General features: G+C 76.1%; 21 protein-coding genes. 11 read left to right on the forward strand and 10 right to left on the reverse strand.

The features are described 5' to 3' along the window. The first annotated feature begins 127 nt into the window (after window positions 1-127). Window positions 128-385, forward strand: a complete 258-nt coding sequence (locus RF640_RS01905) for a DUF6480 family protein (protein WP_052132666.1) — start codon at window positions 128-130, stop codon at window positions 383-385. 66 nt (window positions 386-451) lie between these two features. On the opposite strand, the gene RF640_RS01910 is transcribed toward RF640_RS01905, so the two are convergent. Continuing rightward, window positions 452-1,315 carry a VOC family protein gene (locus tag RF640_RS01910; RefSeq protein ID WP_035923377.1) on the reverse strand — a complete coding sequence of 288 codons (864 nt, stop codon included), beginning with the start codon at window positions 1,313-1,315 and terminating at the stop codon, window positions 452-454. Window positions 1,316-1,596: 281 nt separating this feature from the next. On the opposite strand from RF640_RS01910, the gene RF640_RS01915 reads away from it, so the two are divergent. Continuing rightward, the gene (locus RF640_RS01915) at window positions 1,597-2,595 is read left to right on the forward strand and encodes a zinc-dependent alcohol dehydrogenase family protein (protein WP_017834710.1); all 999 of its coding nucleotides are present in this window, start codon (window positions 1,597-1,599) and stop codon (window positions 2,593-2,595) included. A 164-nt stretch (window positions 2,596-2,759) separates the two neighbouring features. After that, on the forward strand, window positions 2,760-4,346 hold the full coding sequence (locus RF640_RS01920) for a DUF4389 domain-containing protein (protein WP_109221380.1): 1,587 nt from the start codon (window positions 2,760-2,762) through the stop codon (window positions 4,344-4,346). A 58-nt stretch (window positions 4,347-4,404) separates the two neighbouring features. On the opposite strand, the gene RF640_RS01925 is transcribed toward RF640_RS01920, so the two are convergent. Next, window positions 4,405-5,166, reverse strand: coding sequence for a DUF6544 family protein (locus RF640_RS01925; RefSeq protein WP_368826370.1), 762 nt, complete (start codon window positions 5,164-5,166; stop codon window positions 4,405-4,407). 360 nt (window positions 5,167-5,526) lie between these two features. Here RF640_RS01925 and RF640_RS01930 point away from each other — a divergent pair, with 360 nt between their 5' ends. Next, a complete protein-coding gene (locus RF640_RS01930) occupies window positions 5,527-5,760 on the forward strand; it encodes a hypothetical protein (protein ID WP_211309887.1) in 234 nt (77 codons plus the stop codon). 279 nt (window positions 5,761-6,039) lie between these two features. Beyond that, complete coding sequence (locus tag RF640_RS01935; RefSeq protein WP_126346612.1) at window positions 6,040-7,275, forward strand: VCBS repeat-containing protein; 1,236 nt, start codon at window positions 6,040-6,042, stop codon at window positions 7,273-7,275. A gap of 43 nt (window positions 7,276-7,318) precedes the next feature. On the opposite strand, the gene RF640_RS01940 is transcribed toward RF640_RS01935, so the two are convergent. From RF640_RS01940 to RF640_RS01960, 5 genes are all read right to left on the reverse strand, one after another. Next, window positions 7,319-8,365, reverse strand: a complete 1,047-nt coding sequence (locus tag RF640_RS01940) for a DNA topoisomerase IB (RefSeq protein WP_241482788.1) — start codon at window positions 8,363-8,365, stop codon at window positions 7,319-7,321. A 63-nt stretch (window positions 8,366-8,428) separates the two neighbouring features. Then, entirely contained in the window at window positions 8,429-9,541 is a 1,113-nt protein-coding gene (locus RF640_RS01945) for a hypothetical protein (protein WP_109221383.1), read from the reverse strand. Between the two features lie 91 nt (window positions 9,542-9,632). Further along, window positions 9,633-12,032 carry a GNAT family N-acetyltransferase gene (locus RF640_RS01950; protein ID WP_109221384.1) on the reverse strand — a complete coding sequence of 800 codons (2,400 nt, stop codon included), beginning with the start codon at window positions 12,030-12,032 and terminating at the stop codon, window positions 9,633-9,635. After that, window positions 12,029-13,390 carry a lysine N(6)-hydroxylase/L-ornithine N(5)-oxygenase family protein gene (locus tag RF640_RS01955; RefSeq protein WP_109221385.1) on the reverse strand — a complete coding sequence of 454 codons (1,362 nt, stop codon included), beginning with the start codon at window positions 13,388-13,390 and terminating at the stop codon, window positions 12,029-12,031. Before RF640_RS01955 ends, RF640_RS01950 begins: the two co-directional genes overlap by 4 nt. Beyond that, a complete protein-coding gene (locus RF640_RS01960; RefSeq protein ID WP_109221386.1) occupies window positions 13,390-14,859 on the reverse strand; it encodes a pyridoxal-dependent decarboxylase in 1,470 nt (489 codons plus the stop codon). Before RF640_RS01960 ends, RF640_RS01955 begins: the two co-directional genes overlap by 1 nt. Window positions 14,860-15,066: 207 nt before the next feature. Here RF640_RS01960 and RF640_RS01965 point away from each other — a divergent pair, with 207 nt between their 5' ends. The 5 genes from RF640_RS01965 (at window position 15,067) to RF640_RS01985 (ending at window position 20,389) form a co-directional block, all read left to right on the forward strand. Then, the gene (locus RF640_RS01965) at window positions 15,067-16,197 is read left to right on the forward strand and encodes an iron-siderophore ABC transporter substrate-binding protein (protein ID WP_249033703.1); all 1,131 of its coding nucleotides are present in this window, start codon (window positions 15,067-15,069) and stop codon (window positions 16,195-16,197) included. A gap of 13 nt (window positions 16,198-16,210) precedes the next feature. Then, window positions 16,211-17,302 carry an iron ABC transporter permease gene (locus tag RF640_RS01970; protein ID WP_272026658.1) on the forward strand — a complete coding sequence of 364 codons (1,092 nt, stop codon included), beginning with the start codon at window positions 16,211-16,213 and terminating at the stop codon, window positions 17,300-17,302. After that, on the forward strand, window positions 17,299-18,378 hold the full coding sequence (locus tag RF640_RS01975) for an iron chelate uptake ABC transporter family permease subunit (RefSeq protein ID WP_109221388.1): 1,080 nt from the start codon (window positions 17,299-17,301) through the stop codon (window positions 18,376-18,378). Before RF640_RS01970 ends, RF640_RS01975 begins: the two co-directional genes overlap by 4 nt. An 89-nt stretch (window positions 18,379-18,467) precedes the next feature. Continuing rightward, the gene (locus tag RF640_RS01980) at window positions 18,468-19,340 is read left to right on the forward strand and encodes an ABC transporter ATP-binding protein (protein ID WP_229588777.1); all 873 of its coding nucleotides are present in this window, start codon (window positions 18,468-18,470) and stop codon (window positions 19,338-19,340) included. After that, window positions 19,337-20,389 carry a siderophore-interacting protein gene (locus RF640_RS01985; RefSeq protein WP_017834695.1) on the forward strand — a complete coding sequence of 351 codons (1,053 nt, stop codon included), beginning with the start codon at window positions 19,337-19,339 and terminating at the stop codon, window positions 20,387-20,389. The genes RF640_RS01980 and RF640_RS01985 overlap by 4 nt, the downstream gene beginning before the upstream one ends. 46 nt (window positions 20,390-20,435) lie before the next feature. Here the strand turns inward: RF640_RS01985 and RF640_RS01990 are convergent, their stop codons facing one another. The 3 genes from RF640_RS01990 to RF640_RS02000 all read right to left on the reverse strand — a co-directional run bounded on the left by RF640_RS01990 (window position 20,436) and on the right by RF640_RS02000 (window position 24,281). After that, window positions 20,436-21,611 (reverse strand): DUF418 domain-containing protein, encoded by a 1,176-nt coding sequence (locus RF640_RS01990; protein WP_109221389.1) that lies wholly within the window; start codon window positions 21,609-21,611, stop codon window positions 20,436-20,438. Window positions 21,612-21,729: 118 nt separating this feature from the next. Further along, the gene (locus RF640_RS01995) at window positions 21,730-22,911 is read right to left on the reverse strand and encodes a glycosyl hydrolase family 8 (protein WP_109221390.1); all 1,182 of its coding nucleotides are present in this window, start codon (window positions 22,909-22,911) and stop codon (window positions 21,730-21,732) included. A 194-nt stretch (window positions 22,912-23,105) separates the two neighbouring features. After that, window positions 23,106-24,281, reverse strand: coding sequence for a sorbosone dehydrogenase family protein (locus RF640_RS02000; protein ID WP_109221391.1), 1,176 nt, complete (start codon window positions 24,279-24,281; stop codon window positions 23,106-23,108). 93 nt (window positions 24,282-24,374) lie between these two features. Between RF640_RS02000 and RF640_RS02005 the strand changes: the two genes are divergently transcribed. Beyond that, window positions 24,375-25,337 (forward strand): DMT family transporter, encoded by a 963-nt coding sequence (locus RF640_RS02005; protein ID WP_109221392.1) that lies wholly within the window; start codon window positions 24,375-24,377, stop codon window positions 25,335-25,337. Window positions 25,338-25,467 lie beyond the last annotated feature (130 nt).

Here is a 25,467-nt window from a genome sequence, read left to right on the forward strand (position 1 = left end):
CCGATCGCGCACACCGGTTCGTCCGTTCCCGGCGCACCCGGGCGACCCCGACCGTTTCACCAGCAAGCTTGCTATTCTGCTGGGAGCACCCGTTCCAGCACGTCCCACCGGAAGAGAGCAGGACCCCGTGGCCGAGATCAATCCCGAGCAGGAACGCAACGACCCGAAGAAGGCCGGTGACGCCCTGAACGAGGAGTCCGGCCTGAGCATCGAGGGCGACACCCCTCCCGACGCCGGCTCGGGCGTGGGCCCCACCAACCCCGAGCTCGACGTCGACCGGCCCGGCGACTCCTCGAAGGGGAAGCTCGCGCTGGCCGTCATCATCGGCCTCGTGGCGCTGTTCGTGGTGCTGTGGTTCGTCGGCGCCGTCGTGGGGATGTTCTGAGCCCGCCGACCTGAGGCACCCGACCGTCCCGGCCCGCCGCCGGGCGGGGGCGGGCCGGGACGGCGCTCACGGCCGGCCGGCGTCCCCGTCGGCGCCGTCGTCGTCCGGGTCGGCGTCCTCGTCGTCCTCCTCCGTCCAGTCCTCCGAGGACGGGCCCATCATGGCGAAGCGCTCGCCGTCCGGGCCGGCGGCGAACACCAGCTCCCCGTAGCCGAACTCCTCCGGCTCCTGGACCAGCGCGCCTCCCGCGGCGACGACCCGCTCGGCGGCGGTGTCGGCGTCGTCGACCTCGAAGCAGACCCACCACAGCGGCGGCGCCTCCTGCAGGTGGTCGACGTCCTCGGCGGCCACGCCGATGCCGCCGGCCGAACGGTCCATGCCCGGGACCGTGAACACCGCGTACGCCTCGTGCCGCGTCCCGATGTCCTGGTACGTGTAGCCGAAGACCTCGGCGTAGAACCGCTCGGCGGCTGTCTGGTCGGTGGTCAGGAGGTCGCACCAGGCCACGGTCCCGTGCTTGCCGACGATGCTGAACCCGGTGTGCTCCTGCGGCTGCCACACCCCGAAGGCCGCCCCCGTGGGATCGATCCACACGCCCATGGTGCCGAAGCTGCCCACGGCCATCGGCTCGAACAGCTGCCGGGCACCGGCCGCCACCGCGGCCCTGCCCGTGGCCACGATGTCGTCGGACGCGAGGTAGACCGCCCACGCGTGCGGGTCGTCCTCCATCTCGGGCAGCGCGGGGGACATCCCCGCCACCGGCTGGCCGTCCACCAGGGCGTTGCAGTAGCCGCCGTACTCCGGGTCCGAGGGCGTGAACCGCCACCCGAGCACGCTCGCGTAGAAGTCCATGGAACGGTCGAGGTCCGAAACCATGATGTCCGCCCAGCACGGAGCCCCCGTGGGCCATCGGTCGATGCGCTCGGTCATCCCTGAGTCCTCTCGTCGCGCGCCGGATCGGGTTCCGCCCGGGTGCCTGCGACGCGGGCCGCACCCGCGCGGTCCTTCGTCCCCCCATGCTCGTCCCCCGCGTCCCGATTGGGAACACCTCCCGCCGAGAAGCGGGGGCGGCCCGCCCGGCCCCGGGCTCCGGGGCCAGGCATTAACATTCCTCGTTTCCTGACGGCGCCCCCGATCCGTTCCTAGACTCGGAGCCAGGACAGGGGGCACGGCCGCGGCCGGAGCCCTCCCGGGGGATCGACGAGGACAGCATGCGTGCGTGGTGGATCGATGAGCCCGGTCCCGCGGCCGGCGGGCCGATGCGCTTCGGGCAGTGCCCCGACCCCGTGCCGGGGCCCGGGGAGCTGCTCCTCCGGGTGCGGGCCTGCGGGGTGTGCCGCACCGACCTGCACCTCGTGGAGGGCGACCTCCCGCTGCACCGGGCGGGGGTGATCCCGGGCCACGAGATCGTCGGCGAGGTGGTGGGCGCGGGTCCCGGCTGCGCCCGGTTCCGGAAGGGCGAGCGCGTGGGCGTCGCGTGGCTGCGGCACACCTGCGGCCGCTGCCGGTTCTGCCGCCGGGGCCGGGAGAACCTCTGCACCGCCCCGCGCTTCACCGGGTGGGACCAGGACGGCGGCTACGCGGAGCTCACCCTGGCCCCGGAGGCCTTCGCCTACCGTCTGCCCGAGGAGTTCGACGACGAGCACGCGGCCCCCCTGCTGTGCGCCGGGATCATCGGCTACCGGGCGCTGCGGCGGGCCCAGCTGCCGCCCGGGGGCCGGCTGGGCATCTACGGCTTCGGCGCGTCCGCCCACCTCGCTGCCCAGGTGGCCCTGCACCAGGGCGCGGAGGTCCACGTCATGACCCGCTCGGAGGCGGCGCGCGAGCTGGCCCGCGACCTGGGCGCCGCCTTCGTGGGGGAGGCCGACGAGCCTCCCCCGGTGCCGCTGGACGCGGCGATCCTCTTCGCCCCCGTGGGCACCCTCGTCCCCCCGGCGCTGCGCGCCCTGGACCGGGGCGGCACCCTGGCCGTCGCCGGGATCCACCTCAGCGACGTCCCGGCCCTCGACTACGCCGCGGAGCTCTTCCAGGAGCGGCAGCTGTGCAGCGTGACCGCCAACACCCGGCAGGACGGCGAGGAGTTCCTGCGGCTGGCCGCCCGGCTGGGGCTGCGGCCCACCACCGTCCCCTACCCCCTGCGCGCCGCGGACCGGGCCCTCGCCGACCTGGCCGCGGACCGGATCACGGGGGCCGCCGTCCTGCGCGGGTGAGCCCCGGCCCCACCGGCCCCGGGCCCGGCCGGGACCGAACCGCACCGCAGGGACCGCACCGCAGGGCAGCGGACCCGGGAAGCACATCGAAGAGACCACCCGCCGACATCCCGCGGACGCCCCGCACCGGGCTCCGGCCACCGCCCGACTCCTCAGGAGCTCCCGTGAACGAGCACCCCGCCTCCCGCCCACCCCGTCCGGCCGACCGGCAGGACGCTCCGCGCCGCACCAGACCCGGGCAGTGGGTGCTGCTGGTCCTGGGCACCCTGCTGACCGCCCTGGGCCTGGCGGCGCTCGTGAGCGGTCTGGTCCTCGCCGGCGCGGCCGCGGCCCAGCAGGACGGGCGCTTCCTCACCGCGTCCCCGGACCGGCACCAGACCATCACCTACGCCCTGGTGGGCCCGCCCGCCGTGCTCGACGTCGGCGACGCCCAGCTCTCCCCCGTGCCCTTCCTCGACCAGCTCGGCAGGGTGCAGGTGCGCGTGACGGCCGCCGACCCGCAGCAGGACATCTTCGTGGGCGTGGCCGAGACCGCCGACGTCGACCGGTACCTCGACGGCGTCGCCCACGCCGAGCTCGGCCGCGCCACGGAGTCCGGGGACGACACGCGGGCCCGGGTGCCCGGCGAGCGGGTGCCCGACCGGCCCGGGAACCAGACCTTCTGGGCCGACTCGGACCAGGGCCCCGGCACCCGGGAGCTGACCCTGGACCTGCGCTCGGGCAGCTGGACGCTCGTGGTGATGAACGCCGACGCCACCCGGCCGGTCTGGGCGGACCTGCAGCTCGGGGCGCGCTCCGACCTCCTGGGCCCCCTGGCCGGCGGCCAGCTGGTCGGCGGGCTGGCCGGGCTGGTCGTGGGTCTCCCGCTGCTGCTGCTCGGCGCCGCCGGACTCGGCCGGGACATCGACCCGCGCACCCCGCCGCGCGGCACGGGCCCGGGCGCGGCCCTCGCCGAGGACCCGGGGCGGGACCGGACCCCGCCGCCGGTCTCGCCCGTGCGCCTGACCGGCTTCCTCGACGCGGGGCTGTCCCGGTGGCTGTGGCTGGTCAAGTGGCTGCTGGTGATCCCGCACCTGATCGTGCTGGCCGTGCTGTGGTTCGCCCTGGTGGTCACCACGGTCGCCGCCGGGTTCGCCATCCTGTTCACGGGCCGGTACCCGCTCTCGTGGTTCTCCTTCAGCGTGGGGGTCCTGCGGTGGAGCTGGCGGGTGGCGTTCTACTCCTACTCGGCCCTGGGCACCGACCGGTACCCGCCCTTCACCCTGGCCCGTGCGGACCATCCGGCGCAGCTGGAGGTCGCCTACCCGGAGCGGCTCTCCCGCGGTCTCGTGCTCGTGAAGTGGTGGCTCCTGGCGATCCCGCACCTGCTGATCGTGGGGGTGCTCACGGGCGGAGGCACGTGGAGCACCACCCGCAGCGGCGACGACGGCACGACGACCACCAGCTGGGGACCGTCCCTGCTCGGGCTGCTCGTGCTGGTGGCCGCCGTGGTCCTGCTCTTCACGGGCCGGTACCGTCCCGAGCTGTTCGCGCTGGTCGTGGGCATCAACCGCTGGGTCAACCGGGTCCTCGCCTACGTGCTGCTCCTGCGGGACGAGTACCCGCCGTTCCGGCTCGACCAGGGGCCGGTCGAGCCCCGGTCCCCTGCGGCCGCGCCGGTGCCCTGGTCCTCCCCGGCGCCCGACCGGCCGCACGACCGGCCGCAGGACCGGCCCGGGGACGGACCGGTCGACCAGGGACCGAACCGCTGACCGGACGGCCTCCGGGGCAGGTCGCCCCGTTCGGGGAGTCCCGTCCCGGGAGGGCCGCTCAGCGGAACCGGACGCCCTCGATCCGCGCCCGGAAGAACTCGCCCTCGGCCTGCCGGTCGGTGCCCCAGGCCCAGCCGGCGCGCAGGACGGTGGCCACGCGCACGCCGGCGAGATCGGCCTCCTCGGCGAACGCGACCCCGAAGGGGTGGCGGCCGTACCCGGTGCCGTCGGGGTCGCCCCACCGCTGCATGCTCAGCTCCCGGAGCCGGCCGTCCGGGTCGACCCGGATCAGGGCGTCCTCGCGCTCCCCGTCGAGGACCCAGGTCATGACGGCGGTGTCCGGGACGGGCCCCTCCGACCACGCGGCGGCCGGACAGGCCGACGGCACGACGACCGCCTCGCCGGCGAGCCGCCCGGCGGCGCTGCGCGTGATGTCCGGTCCCGCGGCGGACAGCACGGGCACGAGGCCCAGCAGCCGCCACCGCAGCTCGCCCCCGCCGGGCCCGTACCGGTCGTAGCCCGCGACCGGCAGACCGAGGACCCGGGTGCGGGCGGCCCAGACGAAGCCGATCCCGGGGGTGATGAGCTGCCGGGCGGAGAAGGGGCGCCACGCGCCGCCGAGCCGGATCTCGCCGCGCATCGACAGCTCCGCCGAGACCCACGCCGGGGTGCCGGGCGGCACGGCGTGCCCCAGCCAGCGGCGCGCGGGCTCGGGCAGGCCGGCGAACGCCGCGGTGTCCACCGGGGGCGGCACCGGGTGGCCCGGGCGCTCCAGGTCCGCCCAGTGCCGGCGGGCGCCGCGCGGCAACCGCCCGGTCACGGCCGGACCCCGAGCGGCACGGCGGCGGCCGCGCGGGCGCCCGGCCCCCGAACGGGGACGGGGACGGGAACGGACGGCGGCAAGGTCCGGGACCGGGTCATGCCTCCCAGGCTAGACCGCCGGACCGGTGCCGGCCCCGCGGCGGACGCCGGAGCCCGCCGACGCCCTGAATCCTCGGTCGCACTCGGACACGGGACCCGGCGGTGGAGGAGGATGTCCCCATGCGCGTGCACCGGCGCCCGGGGCCCGCGTGCCGGTCAGGCGTTGACTACCGGCGGCGCCCGCACCAGCATGAGTGCCACGGGCCGCCCGCGGAGCGGCCGCCGGGACCCCGAGTCCCCGAGCACCGGGAGGACGACCATGACGCGCATCGGCACCAGGAGGAGCACCCGGTGGAAGGACCTCACGCCGGGGCAGCGGACCGCGCTGCTGACGCTGGCGTCCGTGCAGGTCTCGCTGGCGGCCACCGCCTGGACGGACCTCGCCCTGCGGCCCGCGGCGGAGGTCGACGGCGGCAAGGGGAAGTGGGCCGCGATCATCGCCGTCAACTTCGTGGGCCCGGTCCTGTACTTCCGGCGCGGCATCCGCCGCTGAGCGGCCCCGGGACGGGGACCCGGGCCTCCGGCCACGGATCCGGGATAACGATTCAGCATGGCACGGAGAACACTTAGCGATCGCATACGCGCGGATCTAGACTGGTCCCACCAGCAGTCCCGTCCGTTCGGCAGAGGGCGGTCACCGGTGGACCCACGGTCCCGGGACCCCGGCCGAGCGCACGGCCGATCGCCGGGCGGTGGGGGCCGACCGGCGCCCCACCCTCCGTCCGGCGATCCGGACCGAGTTCTCCGCTCCTCGGAACCTGGAGGTTCCACCATGAAACGCTCACCGACGGCCCGGCTGCTCACCGGGCTCTCCGCGGCGGCGCTGGCCACCACCGGCATCGCTCTCGCCGGACCGGCCCACGCCGTGTCCACCCAGGGGTTCCTCTCCTACGTCGACGGCTGGCGGGTCGGCCAGCACGTGCGCGAGCTCGCCGACGTCAACGGGGACGGCCGCGCCGACGTCGTGGCCTTCGGCGACCCCGGCGTCTTCGTCGCCCTGGGCCAGACCAACGGCACGTTCGCCGCGCCGGTGCTGAGGGTCCGCGACTTCGGCACCGCGCAGGGCTGGCGCACCGACCGGCACCCGCGCACGGTCGCCGACGTCGACGGCGACGGCCGGGACGATCTCGTCGGCTTCGGCAACGCCGGCGTGATCGTCTCCTACGCGCAGCCCGACGGCAGCTTCACCGCGCCGCAGCTCGAGGTCCGCGAGTTCGGCTGGAACCAGGGCTGGCGGGTCGACCAGCACGTCCGCGAGCTGGCCGACCTCTCCGGGAACGGGACGGCGGACATCGTCGGCTTCGGGTACTCCGGCGTGACCATCTCCCACGGCCGTGCGGACCGCACCTTCGACGGCACCGGCAAGCGGATCGACAGCTACGGCTGGGACCGCGGGTGGCGGATCGACAAGAACCCCCGGATGCTCGCCGACATGGACGGCAACGGGACGGCGGACATCGTGGGCTTCGGCGACGCCGGGACGTACGTCTCCTACTTCTCGGCGCTCGGGGACACGTTCACCCAGCCCGCCCTGGAGATCCGCGACTTCGGCTACGCCCAGGGGTGGCGCGTCGACCAGCACCCCCGGGTCGTCGGCAACGTCAGCGGTCACCTTCCCCCGGACGTGGTCGGCTTCGGCCACCGCGGGGCCCTCGCCGCCTACTCCCGGCCCTCCGCCCCGGGCGAGCCCAGGTACCAGCCGGTCTCGCTCGAGCTCGCCGACTTCGGCGCCGCGCAGGGCTGGCGCACCGACCGGCACCCCCGGGACCTCGCGGACATCAACGGCGACGGGATCCTGGACGTGGTCGGCTTCGGCAACGCGGGCGTGCTCGTGGCCTACGGGGACGACGACTTCCTGACCGGGCCCGAGCTGACGTCCGGCTCCTTCGGCTGGGCGGCCGGCTGGGACCCGGCGCGGTATCCGCGCCTGCTCGGGGACGTCGACGGCGACGGCCGCGACGACGTCGTCGGCTTCGGCTACTCGGCCACCTACGTGGGCCTGTCCTGAGCACGGGCCCGGGGCGGCCGCCCGGCCACCCCGGGCCCGCGGCTCAGGTGAGGAATCCGCGCAGGGACCGCTCCGCGGCCCGGTAGGTGGCGGCGTCGATGGTCTCGCCGTCCAGGAACCGGTCGATCACGCGCGGGTCCGTGTAGGAGCTGCGGGCGATGGCGGGGGTGTTGCCCAGGTGCTCGGCGACCTCCCGCATGGCGGCGGACACGGCCTTCTTCCGGGCGCTCTCGCTGGGGCGGGTGCCGGCGCGGGCGGCGAGCGCCATCGCGGCGGTCACCGTGCCCTGCCAGGTGCGGAAGTCCTTGGCGGTGAAGTCGGGGCCGCACCGGTCCCGCACGAAGTCGTTGAGGCGGGCGCTGGTGATGCCGGTCCACTGCCCGTCCTCGTCGCGGAACGCGAGCGCGGTCTCGTCCGGGCCGCGCTCCAGCAGGGGCGCGAGCGCGGCGGCGAGGTCGGCGTCCCGGAGGTCCAGCGTCCACCGGTGCCCGCTCTTGCCGGGGAAGTCGAGGTGCACGTCCCGGCCGTCCACCCGGACGTGCCGGACCAGCAGGGTGGTGACGCCGTAGGAGCCGTTCGACTGGGCGTACTCCTCGTTGCCGATGCGCAGGGCGGCCTCGTCCATGAGCCGGAAGGCCGCCGCGCAGGCCTTCTCCTCCGTGGCGCCCTCCGTCCGCAGCAGCCGGGTGACGGCCGGGCGGGCCTGCGGGAGCGTGTCGCCGAAGTCGAGGACGCGGTCGAACTTCTCGCGGTCCTTCAGCTCCCGCCACCGGGGGTGGTAGATGTACTGGCGCCGTCCGGCGCCGTCGACTCCCGTGGCCTGGATGTGCCCGTTGGGCTGGGGGCTGATCCACACGTCCTTCCAGGCCGGGGGGATCGCCAGCCCGCGGATCCGGTCGAGCTCGTCCCCGTCCTGGACCTTCGTGCCGTCGGCGTGCCGGTAGGCGAACCCCTTGCCGTACCCGCGGCGGGTGATCCCGGGACGGCTGCAGTTGCTGCGCCGCAGGCGCGGCGTGCGGGGCGTGCGGGGTTTCGCGGGGCTCTGCTGCGCGGCGGCCATGGTGTCCTCCCGGGTCGGCTCCGGGAGCACCCCGGGAACACCAAGTCTACTGACTGTCGGCGTCCGCGCGGACGAGGCCCGCGGCGGGTCCGGTCAGGGCTCCGAGCGGGTGTACGCCGCGGCGCGCACGGCGTCGTCGTCCTCCAGCCCGGCGCCGAGGGCCCCGCCCACGGTGGCGAGCGTGGCGGTCAGCCACGCGAGCTTGACGTACTCCACCGCCCCGGCCGGGGCGCCGATCACCGCCGCGAAGACTCCGCCGTCCACGAGCAGCAGCGCCCCGAGCCAGGACAGGGCGAAGACCGCGAGGTAGAAGACGGAGACGCCGATGGCCACGGTGGCGGCGGTGGCGAGGTTGAACAGGGCCACCTGCTCGCGCTCGGCCCGCCGGCGCGGGCGCTCCCACAGCCGGGCGCCGACGACGAGGGCACCGGTCACCGCGGCGATCGACAGCAGACCCAGCAGCCCGAGCCGCCAGGGCCCGTAGGCGGCGGCGAGCAGCCACAGGTCCGAGGCGACCAGGGTGAGCACGCCGGTCGCCGCGGCCAGGGCGAGCGTGCGGGACAGCCGCACCACCAGGGTCCACGGCCGGTTGGCGCGGATCATCCCGAGCAGCAGGCGCACGTTGCCGCCGAGGACGCGGGCCGTGAACTGCACGGCGTTGTCCTCGGGCCGGTCCTCCAGGTTTTCCGACCGCTGCCGCGCCCGCCGCACGAGCTCCTCCTGCGCGTCGGCGTCGTCCGCGTCCTCCGTGTCGTGGCCGAGCAGGTGGCCGACCACCCGCACGGTCGTCTGCCGCACCTTCTGCCCCACGTGCAGCGCGCCGAGGGCCGGGACGGCGACCAGGCCCACGCCGTGCACGGGGCTCAGCTGCGTGAGCACCGGGCTGCGGCCGTCCTTGAGCGGGACGTCCGTGAGGACCACGACGAGGTCCCAGTCCTCGTCCAGCATCCGGTCGCGAGCGGCCTCGAGCAGGTCCAGGCCGTCGGCGGGCGGGACGACCAGCCGGTCGGTCACCGCCGCCACCCGCCAGCGCACCCCGGGATAGCGCGCGTGCAGCGGCCCCGGCAGGGAGGCCGCGAGGTCCCGGGGCAGGGCGCCCGCGATCTGGGGGGAGAGGACGAGGCCGACCAGCAGCTCGGGCACGGAGTCGTGGGCGGGCTCGTGGCCGGGGGTGGGGTCGGCGGTGGCGGAACGGTCGTCGGGCACCGCTCAATCCTGGGGCAGGCCCCGGGGAAACGCCACTCGGGGTCCGGGCGGGCGGGGCCCCGCCCGGGCCCCGAGTGGGGCCGCGTCGTGCTCAGTGCACGGGCATCCGCCCGGCCACCGGGTTCTCCAGGGTCCCGGCGTACTGCAGGGACGCCGCCTGGTCGGTCAGGTCGACCATCTGCAGGGTGTTGAGCAGCTGCAGCCGGTTGAGGCAGGAGTGCTCGAACCGGGGCGCGAAGAGCGGCACGCGGTCCGCGCCGGCCGGGTCGGCGTCGGCGACGTCCTGGAGGCACCGCGCCGCGAGGTCCCAGAACTCGTCCGCGGCCAGCAGCCCGTCGGCCTCGAGCAGGCCCGCGAGGTGCCGCAGCACGCCGTCGAACACGTCCGTGTGCACGGACAGCGCCGCCGTGGCGGGCGGCACCACGTGGCGGATCCGCTCGAGGCCCTCCGGGAGGGGACGGTCCGTGACGACGGCGACCTCCTCGCCGATGTCCTTCATGACCGCCCGCCGCGGGACGTGCCCGGCCAGGACGAGGACGACGTTCTCGCCGTGCGGCATGAACACGAGGTCGTGGGCGAGCAGGCACCGGGCCACCGGGGCGAGGTACACGGCGAGCAGCCGCCGCACCCAGTCCCCGGCGTCCAGCCCGGACGCGCGCACGTGCACGGAGACCAGCGGCGTGCCGCCGGCGTCGACGTGCAGCAGGGACGCGAGGGTCGCGAGCCGCTCCCCGTCCGCGAGCCGGGGCACGGGGCTCTCCCGCCACAGCGCCGCGAGCATCTTCGTGTGCGGGCCCTCCTCCCCGTGGCCGGAGGCGGCGGCGCGGTGATACGCGTCCCCGGTGTAGCCGACCGCGGCCACCTCCCGCAGGACCGAGAACCCGGCCTCCGCGAGCACCGGGTCGGCCGCGACGACGTCGGCGACCCAGTCGTTGATCGCGGGGGTGTCGCGCATGTACCGGGGGGAGAGCCCCCGGAGGAAGCCCATGTTCTGCACGGCCAGGGCGGTCTTCACGTAGTGCCGGTCGGGACGGGAGACGTTGAAGAACGTGCGGATCGACTGCTGCGCCCGGTGCTCGTCCCCGGTGGTGCCCAGCAGCACGAGGTCCCGGCGGGCGAGGTCGGGGGCGAACGTCACCGCGATCCGGTGCTCCCACTGGTGGGGGTGCACCGGCAGGGGACGGTAGTCCTCCGGGTCCAGGCCCAGACCGGTCAGCCGGGCCCGGAAGCGGGACCGCACGGCCGGGTCCAGCTCGCCGGCCCACAGCTGCTCCTCGGTGCGGCCGCGCCCGGTGTCGAGGCGGCTGAGCTCCCGGCGGACGGCGAGCCACACGAGGCGCACCGGACGGGCGGCCTCGGGGGCGAAGCGGTCGTGCTCGGTGACGCCCATCCCGATCCGGCCGTTGTTGGCCACGAAGCCCGGGTGCCCCTCGGTCATCGCCGCCTCGACGTCCTGGAAGCCCGCCTCCGCGAGCGCGGCCGAGGGCCGGGTCCGGTGCACCAGCTTGTACGCGGCCGAGGCGAGGGTCCCGGCGATCTCCTCGAGGTAGGTCGCCAGCAGGTGCGGGGGGATGCCGAGCGCGGGGGCCAGCTCCGTGACCAGCGCCTGGGCGTCCGGCTCGGCGTCCGCGCCGTCCACGGAGCGGCGCAGCGAGCCCTCGTCCAGCACCCAGTGCTCCAGGGCGGTGCGCCGGGCGCGGAACCGGTAGCGGACCCGGTCCCCGCCGGTGCGGACCTCGTAGAGCCCCTCCCCCACGGGCTCGGGGGCGATCAGCCGTTCGTGGGCGAACTCGGCCAGGGCCTTGCAGCACAGGTGGCGGTGGGCGGTCCGCATCGGGTGCAGGCCGAGGTGGGTGGGCCCGTCGTCGGCCTCCTCCCCGGGGACCGCGACGGGGACCACGGCGGGGACCACGGCGGTCGCGGGGCCCAGCTCGGAGGCCGCGAACGCCTCGGGGGTGCACGTGCTGAGCAGCGCGGTCTTGCCGGGCAGCTCGAGCGGGCCGTGGACCTCGAAGCCGGCGCGGGCGTTGAGCCGGTGGACGGCGGTGTTGCGGACGTCGGGCTCGACGACGACGCGCCGGGCCCCGCGCGCCTCGAAGAGCCAGCGCAGCGTGGCGGCCATGAGGGCGGCGCTCGTGCCCGGCACGGGGGTCCGTGCGGGGGCGAGGAGCAGGTGCATCCCCACGTCGCCGGGCCGGTGCGCGTAGTGGCCGGGGAGGAGCACCGCGCCGGGGTCGTAGGTCTCGACGAGCCCGAGCGGGACGCCGTCGAGGCGGGCCAGCCACGCGTCGCAGTGCGGGTCCTCGGCGACGGCTGCGAAGGTGCGCCGGACGCGCTCGGGGTCGGCGTCGAGCAGGTCCCAGAACCGGGACCGGGGGTGGGTGAGCCAGGCGTGCAGGAGCTCGACGGTGGTCGCGTCCGGGACGAGCGGCTCGAGGGTCAGGACGCCGCCGGGGGTGGCGAGACGGGCGGGCGCGGGGCGGGCGGTCATGCGGTCTCCTGGGGGATGTCGCGGGGGACGTCACGGGGGACGTCCTGGGCGGCGCCCCGGGGGACGCCGAAGGTCTGGAAGGCGATGGCTGGCTCGACCGGGTAGACCTCCCGGCCCGTGACGGCCCGGAGGATGACGCTGTTGCGGTAGGCGCCCATGCCGAGGTCGGGGGAGGTCAGGCCGTGGGTGTGCACCTCGGCGTTCTGCACCCAGATCCGGGAGCGCTCGTGGTCGACCGCGTAGTCGCGGGAGACGTCGTAGCGGCCGGCGGGGTCCCACGCGATGTCGTCGAGGACCGGGGCCAGGAAGCCGGGCACCTCGGCGCGGTATCCGGTGGCCAGCACCAGGGCGCCGGTGGGGTGCCGCCAGTCGCGCTCGAGCTCGTCGTCGTGCAGGGCGAGGACCAGGTCGCCGCCGTCCTGCTCGACACCCGTGAGGGTGGTGCTCGTGGTCAGCAGGCCGGCGGGGTGCCCGTGCACCGAGCGGCGGTAGAGCAGCTCATGGATGTCGTTCACCAGCTCCGCGCTGATCCCCTTGTAGAGGCTGGCGTGCTCGCGGTTGAGCCGGTCCCGCCGGTCCGCGCCGAGGCCGTGGAAGTGGTCCACGTACTCGGGGGAGGTCAGCTCGAGGGTGAGCTTCGTGTACTCCATGGGGAAGAACCGCGGGGAGCGGGTGATCCAGTCCACCCGCGGGCCGCCGGCGCCGGAGCGCTCGAGCAGGTCGCGGTAGACCTCGGCGGCGGACTGGCCGCTGCCGAGCACGGTGACGCTCCCCCGCCCGAGCAGCTCCTCGCGCCGGGGCAGGTAGTCGCTGGTGTGCAGGACGGTGCCGGCGGCGGGGTCCACGGCGGCGGGGTCCACGCCCGCGGGCACCGCGGGCACCGTGCCGACGCCGAGGACCAGCCGGCGGGCCCGCCACTGCTCCGTCCCGGCGGCCGTCCGGGCCGTGACCACGTAGGCGTCGTCGGCGGGGTCGCGCTCGACACCGACGACCTCCCGGCCCCAGCGCAGGCTGTCGAGCTGCTCGCTCGCCCACCGGCAGTAGGCGCTGTACTCGGCGCGCAGCGGGTTGAAGTCCTCCCGGATGTAGAACGGGTACAGCCGTCCGGTCCGCTTGAGGTAGTGGAGGAAGGAGTAGGGGGAGGTGGGGTCGGCCAGGGTGACGAGGTCGGCGAGGAACGGGACCTGGATCGTGGCGTCCTCGAGCATCAGCCCGGGGTGCCAGTCGAAGGCGTCCTTCGCGTCGAGGAACACCGCGTCGAGGTCCTCCAGCGGTGCGGCGAGGCAGGCCAGGCCCAGGTTGAAGGGGCCGATCCCGATGCCCAGCAGGTCGTGGACGTGCCCGGTCGCGGGGGCCATCAGCGGGCCCCCGCCGCGGCTTCGAGCGGGCGGGGCGCGGCACCGCGGGCGGCGGCCCGGACGAGGTCCAGCACGCCCCGGACGTCCTCGGTGGTCGTCGCCGGGTTGAGGAGCGTGAGCTTCAGGCACCGGCGGCCGTCGAGGACGGTCGAGGCGACCGCGGCGCGGCCGGAGTCGAACAGCGCGCTCCGCACGGTCTCCACGAGCCGGTCCGCGGCGTCGTCGTCGGCGTCCGGGGACCGGTGCCGGAACAGGACGGTCGAGAGCACGGGCTCGGCCACCAGCTCCAGGTCGGGGGTCTCGTCCACGATCCGGCCCGCCTCCTGGGCGAGCTCCAGCACCCGGTCGAGGGCGCGGCCGATCCCCTCGGCGCCGACGGTGCGCAGGGTCATCCACAGCTTCAGGGCGTCGAAGCGGCGGGTGGTCTGCAGGGACTTGTCCACGAGGTTGGGCCGCACCGCGTGCCGGGGGTTCAGGTACTCGGCGCTCCACGTGGAGAAGCGCAGGCTCCGCCCCTCCCGCAGCAGCAGGGCGGAGGCGGCGACCGGCTGGAACCAGGACTTGTGGAAGTCCACGGTGACGGAGTCCGCCCGTTCGATCCCGTCCAGCCGGTGGCGGTGGGCGGGCGAGACGAGCAGGCCGCCGCCGTAGGCGGCGTCGACGTGCAGCCAGACGCCGTGGGCGGCGCACGCCCGGGCGACGTCGGCCAGGGGGTCGATGGCCCCGAGGTCCGTGGTGCCGGCCGTGGCCACGACCGCGGCGACCTCGGCGCCGGACGCGGCGACGTCGTGCAGGACGCGCTCGAGAGCGACCGGGTCCAGGGCTCCGCCCCGGGCGGCGGGCACGGGCACGACCGCGTCCGCGGACAGGCCCAGCAGGTGCGCCGCCTTCGCGATGCTGAAGTGGGCGTGCTCCCCCGCCACGATCCGCAGCCGCCCGAGCCGCTCCCCGCGGGACGCCGGGTGCGCCCGGGACAGGCGCTCCTCCCGGGCCGTGAACAGCGCCTGGAGGTTGGACTGGGTGCCGCCGGTGGTGAACACGCCGTCCGGCTCGCCCGCGGCGGGGAAGCCGATCCGCGCGGCGGTCCAGTCCACGATCCGCTGCTCGACCAGGGTGGCGGTGGTGCTCTGGTCCCAGGTCTCGACCGCCGTGTTCACCGCGGCGGTGAGCGCCTCGGCGGCCACCGCCGGGATGGCCACGGGACAGTTGAGGTGGGCCATGTAGCCCGGGGCGTGGAAGTGCACGGCGTGGTCGAGGTAGAGCCGCCGGGTCTCCTCGACCACGGCGCCGAGGTCCCCGAGGGGCCGCTCGAGGTCCACCGCGGCGACCAGCTCCTCGAGCTCCTCGGGCGTGGCGGCGGAGCGGGGGCTCCGGGCGCCGGCGAGGTGGACGGCGAGCACGTCGACGGTCTCGTGCAGGGCGCGGGCGTACTGCGCCGGGGTGTCGTGGGTCAGCAGGAAGTCGTGCATGGGCTCCTCGCAGGGGGTGGACGGGGCCGCTCGGGCCCCTCGTGGAGTTAGGCAAGGCATACCTAACCACATCGGCGGAGCGATTACATCATGCTCGTGTTGCGTATTCGCCGGATCACGCCCTAGGGTGATCCCTGTCTTCCGGGTTAGGCAACCCTTGCCTCACCTCGCGTCCCACCGACGGTTCCGCCGTCGACGTCCGAAAGGGTGGCCGTGGCCTCTCTGCTCCCCCGCGCTCCGCGCCCGCTGTTCCCCGCCCCGTCCGCCGCGCGCCGCCGCGTCCTCGCCCCGTCCGCCCTGCTGGCCGCGGGGGCCCTGGTCCTGACCGGGTGCTCCACCGGACCGGCGGGCGGGGAGTCCGGGAGCGGGTCCGCCTCTGCGGAGGGCACCACCGGCGAGTTCCCGCGCACCGTGGAGCACGCCTTCGGCGAGACCACGATCGAGGAGGCCCCCGAGCGCGTGGCCACGGTGTCCTGGGTCAACCACGACGTCGCCACCGCCCTCGGCGTGGTCCCGGTCGGGGTGCCCGCCCTGGACTTCGGCGCCAACGAGAACGGCTCCACGGACTGGTTCGACGCCGCGCTCGAGGAGTCCGGCGCCGAGGCCCCGGAGACCTACGCCGAGACGGACGGCATCAACTTCGAGGCGATCGCCGCGCTCCAGCCGGACGTCATCCTGGGCGCCTACTCCGGGCTGACGCAGGAGGACTACGACAAGCTCTCCGAGATCGCGCCCGTGGTCGGCTTCCCCGAGGACGCCGTGGCCTACGGGACGTCCTGGCAGGACTCCACCGAGCTCATCGGCCAGGCCCTGGGCCGGGAGGAGCGGGCCGCCGAGGTCGTGGCGGACGTCGAGCAGCAGCTCGAGGACGCCGCCGCCGAGCACCCGGAGCTCGAGGGCACGTCCTTCGTGTACGGCACGCTCGACCCGTCCGCGGCCGACCAGATCTTCGCCTACACCGCGGTGGACAACCGCCCCAAGTTCCTCGAGTCCCTCGGCATGGTCCAGTCCGAGGCGGTCGCGGAGGCCGCCGAGGGCAAGGAGGACGAGTTCTTCATCACCTGGTCCCCGGAGCGCGCCGACGAGCTGACCTCCGACGTCTTCGTCAGCTGGGCCGAGGACGACAGCGTGCGGGAGGCCATCGAGAGCGACCCCCTGCTCAGCCGCGTCCCCGCGGTCGAGAACGACGCCCTGGTGCTCCAGAGCGACCAGCAGGAGGTGCTCTCGGTCTCGGCCGCCTCCCCGCTGAGCATCCCGTGGGCGCTCGAGAACGTGCTGCCGGACATCGCCGAGGCCGCCGCGTCCGCCGAGGCCGCCGCGTCCGCCGGCGGCCGGTGAGACCGCGGTCCCGGTGAGCAGCTCGAGCACGGTCTCCCCCGCCCGGGCCACCCGGCAGGTCCCCGGCACCGCGCAGCGGCGCCGGGGCCCCGCCCTGTCCGCGGCCGTGCTGCTGCTGGCCCTCGCCGCCGCGGCCTCCCTGTTCTGGGGGGCCCGCTCGGTGGACCCGGCCACCGTGGTCGCCGTGCTCACCGGCCTGCCCGCCGCGCTCCTGGAGGGCGGCTGGGCGCAGGTCTCCGCCGGCCTGGGCATCGACGCCGCCGTGGTGCAGAGCAGGATCCCCCGGACCCTGACCGCGGTGCTCGCGGGGGCGGCCCTGGCCGTGGCCGGCGCCGGCATGCAGGGGGTCAGCCGCAACCCGCTGGGCGACCCCGGGCTCCTGGGGCTGACCGCCGGCGCCGCGTGCGCGGTGGTTCTCGGCATCGGCTGGCTCGGCCTCGTGGCCACGTGGCAGCTCACCGCTCTGGCCCTCGCCGGCTCGGCCGTGGCCGCGGTGCTCGTCTTCGGCTCCTCCCGGCTCGGCGGCGGCGCCCCGACCCCCGCGGGCCTGGTCCTCTCCGGCGCGGCCGTGAACGCCGGCTTCACCGCGCTGACCTCCTCCGTGGTGCTGATGCTGCCCGCGGTCCTGGACCGCTTCCGGTTCTGGAGCATCGGCTCGGTCGCCCGCGCCGAGACCACCGATCTCGCCGCCGTGGCGCCGCTCGTGCTGCTCGGCGTGCTCCTCGTGCTCGGCGGCTCCTCGGGGCTCAACGCCATGGCCCTGGGCGACGAGCTCGCCCACGGACTGGGCGTGGACCTGGGCGTGCAGCGCGTCCTCGTCTTCGTGGGCGTGGTCCTGCTCTCCGGCTCGGCCACGGCGCTCGCGGGCCCCATCGCCTTCGTGGGCCTGCTCGTGCCCCACGCCGTGCGCCGTCTCCTCGGCGGCGACTACCGCTGGATCGTCCTGTTCAGCGTGGTCCTGGGCCCCGTGCTGCTCCTCTCGGCCGACGTCCTGGGCCGGGTGCTGACCCCGCCCCAGGAGATCCACGTGGGCGTCACCACCGTGGTGCTGGGCGTGCCCGTGCTGCTGGCGCTGCTGCGCCGGGGCCGGAGCGTGACGCTGTGACCGGCACCGTGCTCGCCCCCGCGCCCGCCGCCCCCGCGGATCCCGGCGCCGCCGAGCTCGTCCGGGGCGTCCGCCGCGACCGGACCGGCCGCACCCGCCGGGCGGTCGCCCTGCTGGCCCTGGCGCTGCTCGCGGCCCTGGCCGTGCGCGTGCTGCTCGGGCGCTACACCGTGACGGTCCCCGACTTCTTCGCGATCCTCGCCGGGGAGCAGATCCCCGGGGCGAGCTTCATCGTGCTGCAGGAGAAGCTGCCGCGCGCCGTGCTGGGCGCGCTCGCCGGGACCGCCCTCGGCTGCTCCGGCGCCCTGTTCCGCCGGGTGCTCCGCAACCCCCTGGCCAGCCCCGACATCCTGGGCATCACCTACGGCGCCGCGGCGGGAGCCGTGGCCGGCACCGCGCTGTGGGGTCTGCGGGGCACGGCCGTGTCCTGGACCGCCCTGGCCGGGGCGCTGCTCGCCGCGGCCCTCATCGCCACCGCCTCGGTGCGGCTGCGCACCGGGGGGATCGTGGGCGAGCGCTTCCTGCTCGCCGGCATCGGCGTGGCCGCGCTCGCCCAGGCCCTCACCGCGGCCCTGCTGGCACGGCTGTCCCTGAACTCCGCCCAGGACGCCGCCCTCTGGACCGCGGGCTCCCTCAACGCCGCCACGTGGGACCGGATCACGGTCCTCGGGGCGTGCCTGCTGCTGGCCGTGCCCGCGGCCGTGGCCGTGCACCGCGCGCTCGAGCCCGCCGAGCTCGGCCCGGAGCTGGCGGCCGGGCTCGGGGCGCGCCCGGCGCGCAGCCGGGCCCTCGCCCTGGGCCTGGGCGTGCTGCTGGCCGCCGTGGCCACGGCCGCGACCGGCCCGCTCGCCTTCGTGGCGCTCATGTCCACCCCGGTGGCCACCGCCCTGACCCGCGGGCGGACCTCGATCGTGGCGTGCGCCCTCGTGGGCGCCGTGGTCGTGGTGGTTGCCGACGCCGTCGGCGCGGGCCTGGTGGCGCAGGTGCAGCTGCCGGCCGGTGTGGTCACGGGCGCCGTGGGCGCCCCCGTGATGCTGTGGCTGCTCGTGCGGCAGCGGAGAGGAGCCCTGGCATGAGCCCCGAGCTGCGCGACGACGTGCGCCCCGGCCTGCGCCCCGTGGAGGAGCCCGTGGCGGACCCCGGCGCCGGCGTCCCCGCGTTCCGGATGCGCGGCCTGTCCCTGGGCTACCAGGACCGCACCGTGGTGCGGGAGGTGGACCTCGACATCCCGCACGGGGCCACCACCGTGCTCATCGGCGCCAACGGCTGCGGCAAGACCACGCTGCTCAAAGGCCTGTCCCGGCAGCTGCGCCCGCTCGCCGGCACGCTCGAGGCGGACGGCCGCGGCGTGCGCGAGTGGCACGCCCGCCAGTACGCCCGCTCGGTCAGCCTCCTGCCGCAGTCGCCCGTGGTCCCGGAGGGCCTGACCGTCGCCGAGCTCGTGGAGCGCGGACGGCACCCGCACCGCCGGTGGTGGGGCGCCCCCTCCCCCGACGACGACGCGGCCGTGGCCCGGGCGATGGAGCTCACCGAGCTCACGGCCCTGGCCGCGCGCCCCGTGGAGGAGCTCTCCGGCGGGCAGCGCCAGCGGGTCTGGATCGCCCTGACCCTGGCCCAGCGCGCCCGCACGATGCTCCTCGACGAGCCCACCTCCTACCTCGATCTGGCGCACCAGGTGGACCTGCTGGACATGCTCCGGGGGCTGGAGCACCCGGACGGGCCGGGTGCCGGCCGGGCCACCGTCGTCGCCGTCCTGCACGAGCTGAACCTGGCCGCGCGCGTGGCCGACCGGCTCGTGGCGATGGCCGCGGGACGGATCGTGGCCGTGGGCACGCCCGCCGAGGTGCTCACCCCCGAGCTGCTGGCCGAGGTCTTCGGGCTCCGGGCGGACGTCGCGCGGGACCCCGTGGGCGGCCGGCCCGTCGTCCTGCCCCGCGGGCGGGCCCGCGAGGGCTCCCACCCCGTACCGCCCGCCGCACCCGTGGCCCTGGAGCCCGCGCCCCGGGCCGCCGCCGAGATCGGAAGGACCCTGCCGTGACCGTCATCCCCACCCCCGAGGCCACCGGTGCCCGCGCGGACCCCGTGCTGTGCGTCGAGGCCGCCGTGACGTCCGTGACCCAGCTGTGCCCGTCCTTCCGCCGGATCACCCTGGCGGGCCCGGAGCTCGCCGGCCTGTCCCCCGCGCTCATCGGGGCCGGGGACCGGACCCGGTGCCGGGACGCCTACATCAAGCTGCTGGTCCCGCCCCCCGGCCGCGAGCCCGAGCGGGCGGACCTGTCCCTGGGGCTGCGGGAGGGCTGGTTCGCCCGGCCCGCCGAGGAGCGCGGGTGGATGCGCACCTACACCGTGCGCGGCGTCCGGCGCACCACGTTCTGCGGGATGGTGGTCCCGGAGCTCGTGATCGACGTGGTGGTGCACGGCGGGCACGCCCAGGACGGCCCGGGCAGCCGGTGGGCGGCCGCCGTGTCCCCCGGCGAGCGCGTGTACCTGCTCGGACCCGGTCCCCAGGAGCGGCCCTGGGCGGCGTGGGACCACGGCGGCGCCCAGCGCGTGCTCGCCGTCGGGGACGAGACCGCAGCCCCGGCCCTGATGTCCGTCGCGGAGGAGTTCACGGACGCCCACCACGGGCTGCCCGCCGGCGGGACCCGCCCCCGCCTCGACGTGGTGCTCGAGGTCCCGCACCCCGAGGACGTCGCCGCCCACCGCCTGCCCGCGGACCTTCCGGACGTCCGGCTGCACGTCCTGCCGCGCGCCGGGGGCGCCGAGCCGGCCGGGCACGGGCACCGGGCCGCGGTGCGCCTCGCGCGCCTGCTCGAGCTGCCCGGCGGAGCCGTGGACGACGTCCTGGCCGGCCGCCGCCCGCAGCGCGGCCGCGGGACGCCCGCCCTGGCGGTCGCGGAGAACGCCGCGGAGCCCCGGGCCTGGTCGGTGGCCGCCCCCGCGCGCGCCGACGCCCCCTACGTGTTCCTCGCCGGCGAGTCCGGCACCGTCAAGGCGCTGCGCCGGCTGTGCGTCGACGCCGCGGGCATCCCCAAGGAGCACGTCTCCTTCATGGGCTACTGGCGGCAGGGGCAGGCGGAGTCCTGAGCGGCCGCGCGCCGGGCCGCCGGAGCCGACGCCGGGGTCCGAGGTCTCAGCTCTGGCGGGCCACGGCCGCCGGGGCCCGGCGCGCGCCGGCGGCGCGCGCCGTGAGCTCCTCCAGCGGGCCGCGCGGGAAGCGCCGCAGCCACAGGTGCGCGAAGACCAGCACGGCGGTGCACACCAGCAGCCAGCCGAGCACCGTGGCGGGCAGCCGGTGCTGGGCCGCGGCCACGGCCAGGCCCGCGCCCCAGCCGTAGAACAGCGCCGAGGCCAGGAGGTTCTGCAGCAGGTAGCAGCTCAGGGCGGTCCGGCCGACCTCTGCCAGCCTCCGTGCGGCCCAGGACGGCGGCTGTCCGGGGCGACGCACACCGAGGTGGGCCACGAGGGCCAGCAGACCCAGCGCCACGACCGGGGCGGTGGTGTAGCGGGCGAAGAAGGCACCGGCCTGACCGCCCAGGACGTTCAGGCCGAGGTCCACGGGCAGGGCGGCCCCCAGGCCCAGGACCATGAGCCGCCGCCGCCACCGGCCCCCGTCCGGGACGAGGAGACCGGCCCGCCACAGGAACCGCCCGGCCAGGAACATGACCACCCCCAGTCCGAGGATCAGGACGGGTTCGGCGCGGAACAGGACGACGGCGTCCAGCCGCAGCAGCACGAGCTCCCACCACGTGCCGTCGGCGTAGGGGTTCGGCCGGGCCAGGGCCTCGGCCGGGTCCCCGGCGGGAACGACGGCGAGGACGGCCGTCAGCGCGCCGATCACCGCGACGTGCGCGGCGGCGCACGCCAGGACGACGCCGCGCTGCACCCGCTCCGAGGTGGTCACCAGCCACGCCACGACCATCCCCGTGAGCGCGTAGCCCATCAGGACGTCGAACTCGATGATCAGCAGGTAGTTGAGCAGCCCGTCCAGGAACAGGATCCCCGCCCGCACCCGGTAGGACCGGGGCCACGCGAGTCCGCGCCGCCGGGCGGAGGCGTGCTGGACGGCGAGGCCGATCCCGAAGAGGAGCATCAGCAGGCCCAGGAACTTGCCGTTGGCCGCGGCCATCAGCAGCGCCTGGGCAGCGCGCGCCGCTCCGCCGGCGGTGCCGGCCAGCGGATCGGTCAGGTAGCCGAGGAAACCGCCCTGGTGGCTGAAGATCCAGATGTTGGTGGCGAGCGTGCCGAGGATCGCGAGACCGCGGGCCACGTCGAGGGCCGCGATGCGGGAGGGGGCGGGAGCGGGCATGGGTCCACTCTGCCCGGCCCCGGCACGCGGCGGATCCGCCCCGGGGCGGAGCCCGGCGGGGCGACGGTCCGCCGTCGACCGGGCGGGGGCGACGCGCCGCACGGCGGGCCGCGCCGGCTCAGGGGTGGAGGGCGTAGGCGCGGGAGACGCTCACCATGGACAGCAGCTGGATCGAGCTGGAGTAGTAGGACGTGAACTCCGTGCGGGCCGCCAGACAGCGGCCCAGGGCGTCGAGCCAGGCCTGGTCGCCGCCCCAGCGGGCGCCCACGAGCAGGGGCGCGATGAACGCGAGGTCCTGGTAGCCCCCGCCCGGCAGGGTCGCTCCGTCCAGGGTGAAGCCGGAGGGCAGCCGGGCAGGATCACCGCCGCACTTCGACCGCGCCCAGCCGGAGATGCGGGCCGCGGCGGCCCGGGCCTCCGGGTGCCGGGACGCCCCCAGCCGCAGCGGGACGCGGCACGAGTTGTAGTAGTAGTGCCGGTCGTGGCCGGATTCCAGGGTGTGGGCCGGGGCGGGGGCGATGGTCGAGGCGGAGCCCACGGTGAAGTCCGGGAGCAGGCCGGTGCGCGGAGCGTGGACCGACTGCAGGCGCCGGACCGCGGCCAGGTGCCGCCCCCAGACGGCCGCCCAGCTCACGTCCCCCGTGGCGCGGTGGAACGCCCCGAAGTGCCCGATCATCCAGTCGCTCGGGCGCGAGACGTTCTGCCAGGCCCCGTTGGACCAGTCCCCGAGCTCGACGAGCCCGGTGGTGGGGGAGATCAGGGAGCGCTTGATCGCGGCGATGCGGGTCAGGGCCAGCCGTCGGTAGTCGTACGTCCCCCCGGAGCCCCACCGCTGGTGCGCCATCAGCCACCCCATGGCGAGGTCCAGGTCGCCGTCGGTGGCGCTGTCCCGGCCGTGGTGGGAGACCATGCGGTCGTCCTGCTCGGCGGCGTGCAGGCCCGGGTCGATCCGGGAGGGGTGGTCCAGGACGTAGCGGGTGATCCCGTCGACGTAGCCGCGGGCCCGGGGGTCGAGGGGCGCCAGCTGGGCGCTGAGCATCAGCCCGTACCCCTGCCCCTCCGCCACGTAGGGGTTGGCCCCGTTCTGGGCATCGGCACGGACGGCCCACCAGCCGCGGGCCGCGTCGTGCCGCAGCAGCGACGTCCAGTCGGCCCACAGCGTGCGGATCGCGGCGTCCAGCTGCCGCTGCGTCGTGCTGCTCGGGCTGAGCGTGGTTCCTGCCTGTGCGGGGGTCGTCGGGGCGCCGACGGGGACGGTCGCGAGGGCGGCGCCCAGCGCGAGAAGGGTGCGGCGGTGCATGGGGGAACTCCCTGGGCCCGAGAGGGGGGGGTGGGGTGGGGGTGCGGGAGGGGGATCGTGACGAGGTCGGGGGCCGCGTCACCGGGGGGACCGTTCCGCGGGGGCCGTTCGGGGGACGGTGTCAGGCGCCAGTCAACCGGAGCCGCCCGGCGGGCGGGCGGCACCGGCGCCCTCCGGCGTGTCGTGCGCCCCGCTCAGGAGTCGCCGGCGCTCGCCGTGACGCGCAGGACGGCGTCGTCGTCGCCGTTGGAGGTGGTGACCCACAGCGCGCCCTCGTCGTCGAGGGTCAGCGAGCGCAGCCGGCCGTAGTCGTTCTCCAGCTCCGCCATGCGGGTCAGCCCGGTGACCGCGGTGTCCTCGACCCGGTAGACCCCCACGCCGGTGTTCTTCAGCTCCGCGACCGCCAGCGCGCCCTCCCACGCCCCCCACTGGTCCCCCTCGAGGAAGGCGGCCCCGCTGAGGGCGACCGTCGGGCGCCCGGAGGACCACGCGGCCGGGAGCGCGTCCGGGAACTCCTCGAGATCGGTCATGGGCACGGACTCGTCGTAGCCGGGCGCCGGGTCCCACCCGTAGTTGGCGCCGGGCTCCAGGACGTTGATCTCGTCGTCGGTGCCGGGGCCGTGCTCCGCCGACCACACCGTGCCCGTCCCGGGCTGCACCGTCAGGCCCTGGACGTTGCGGTGGCCCAGGGTGTGGACGGCGGCCCCGGGCCCGTCCCGGTCGGCGAACGGGTTGTCCTCCGGGACCGTGCCGTCGGGGTGCAGCCGCAGCGTCTTGCCCCCGAGCGAGTCGGGGTCCTGCGGGTTCGCGCCCTGCGCGGCGTCCCCGGTGCCCACGAGGAGCGTGCCGTCCGGGACGAAGCGCAGCCGGCAGCCGCTGTGCCGGCCGGAGCTGATGGGCAGGCCGTCGACGACCGTCCCGGTGCGCTCGGCCGCCGCGGCGCCCTCGTCGAGCCGCCAGCGGGTGACCCGCACGTCCTGCGGCAGGCCGTCCCCGGTGCGCGTCGCGTGGCACAGGAAGATCTCCCGGGTCCGCCCGAAGTCCGGGGAGACCTCCAGGCCCATCAGCCCGGCCTCGCTGCCCACGAACAGGTCGTCCAGGTCGGCCGCGACCTCCCGCGTGCCCTGCTCGTCGTGGGCCAGCAGCCGGCCGCCCCGCTCGGTGACCAGCACGGTCCCCTCCGGGGTGCGGGCCACGTCCCACGCGAGCTCGAGCTCGTCCACGACGACCTCGACGTCGAGGGCGGGGGCGTCCGCCGGGGCGCCCAGGCGCTCGCCGGTGGCCACGGTCCCGCCGCCCTCCGGGGCGCAGGCGCTCAGTAGCAGCACGAGCACGGACAGCGTGCTCACGATCCCCCCGCGGATGTCCATGGTGGCAATCTACTCCGGTCGCCGCCGGGCCGGACCCGTAGGATCGGGGCATCCTGCCCCGGACGGGGCGCGGAGCGGATCGGAGGTGCGCCGGTGGACCACGCCCCGGCCGGTCGTGCCCGGCTGATCCTCCTGGGCGCCGTGGCGCCGGTCGTGTGGGGCACCACCTACGTGGTCACCACCGAGCTGCTGCCGCCGGACCGGCCCATGACCGCCTCCCTCCTGCGGGCCCTCCCCGCCGGGCTGCTGCTGCTCGCCCTGACCCGGCAGCGGCCGCCGCGGGACTGGTGGGGACGGTTCGCGGTGCTCGCGCTGCTCAACTTCGGGGCGTTCTTCCCCCTGCTGTTCCTCGGCGCCTACCGCCTGCCGGGCGGTCTCGCCGCGGTCGTGGGCTCCGCCCAGCCCCTGGTCGCCGCACTCCTGCTGCTGCTGGCCTTCCGGCAGCGCACGCCGCTGCCCCGGATGCTGTGGGCCCTCGCCGCAGTGGCGGGCGTGTCCGTGGCCGTGTTCGCCGGGACCGTCACCCTGGACGCCCTGGGGCTCGCCGCGGCCTTCGCCGGAACCGCGGTCATGGCCGCCGGGGTGGTCCTGACCCGCAGGTGGGGTCTGCCCGACGGCATGAGCGGGCTCGCGGCGACCGGCTGGCAGCTGACCCTGGGCGGTCTGATGATCGCCCCGCTCGTGCCCCTGCTGGACACCGGTGCCTTCTTCCTGGACCTGCCGGCCGTGCTCGGCTACGCCTGGCTGGCGCTGCCCGGCGGCGCCATTGCCTACGCCGCGTGGTTCCACGCCGGCCGGCGCGTGCCGGCCACGAGCCTGACCCTGCTGATCCCGCTGACTCCGGTGACGGCCGCGGCCCTGGGCCTCCTGCTGCTGGACGAGACGCTCACGGGCCTCCAGGCCGCGGGCTTCGGCCTGGCCCTCGTCGCGTCCCTGGCGGGACAGCTGCCGGGCCTGCCGCGCGCAGGGCTCCGCCGCGGGGACGCCGGCCGGTCCCGCCCGGGCGGAGACGGACCACACCGCAGCGGCCGCGGAGCCCGTCATGGTTCTTCATGAGCTGCCGCCGGACGTCCTGCCGGTCGATCGGCGGCGGCGGTCCGCGCCGGTTCGCACGCGGTCCGGAAAATCAAGGGGTGATCCGTGACCGGCGTCTCAGTAGGATGGGGCGAGGCCGCCGGATCTTCCT

This window comes from Kocuria sp. CPCC 205231 (assembly GCF_040980965.1).
GTDB classification, from domain to species: domain Bacteria; phylum Actinomycetota; class Actinomycetes; order Actinomycetales; family Micrococcaceae; genus Kocuria; species Kocuria rosea.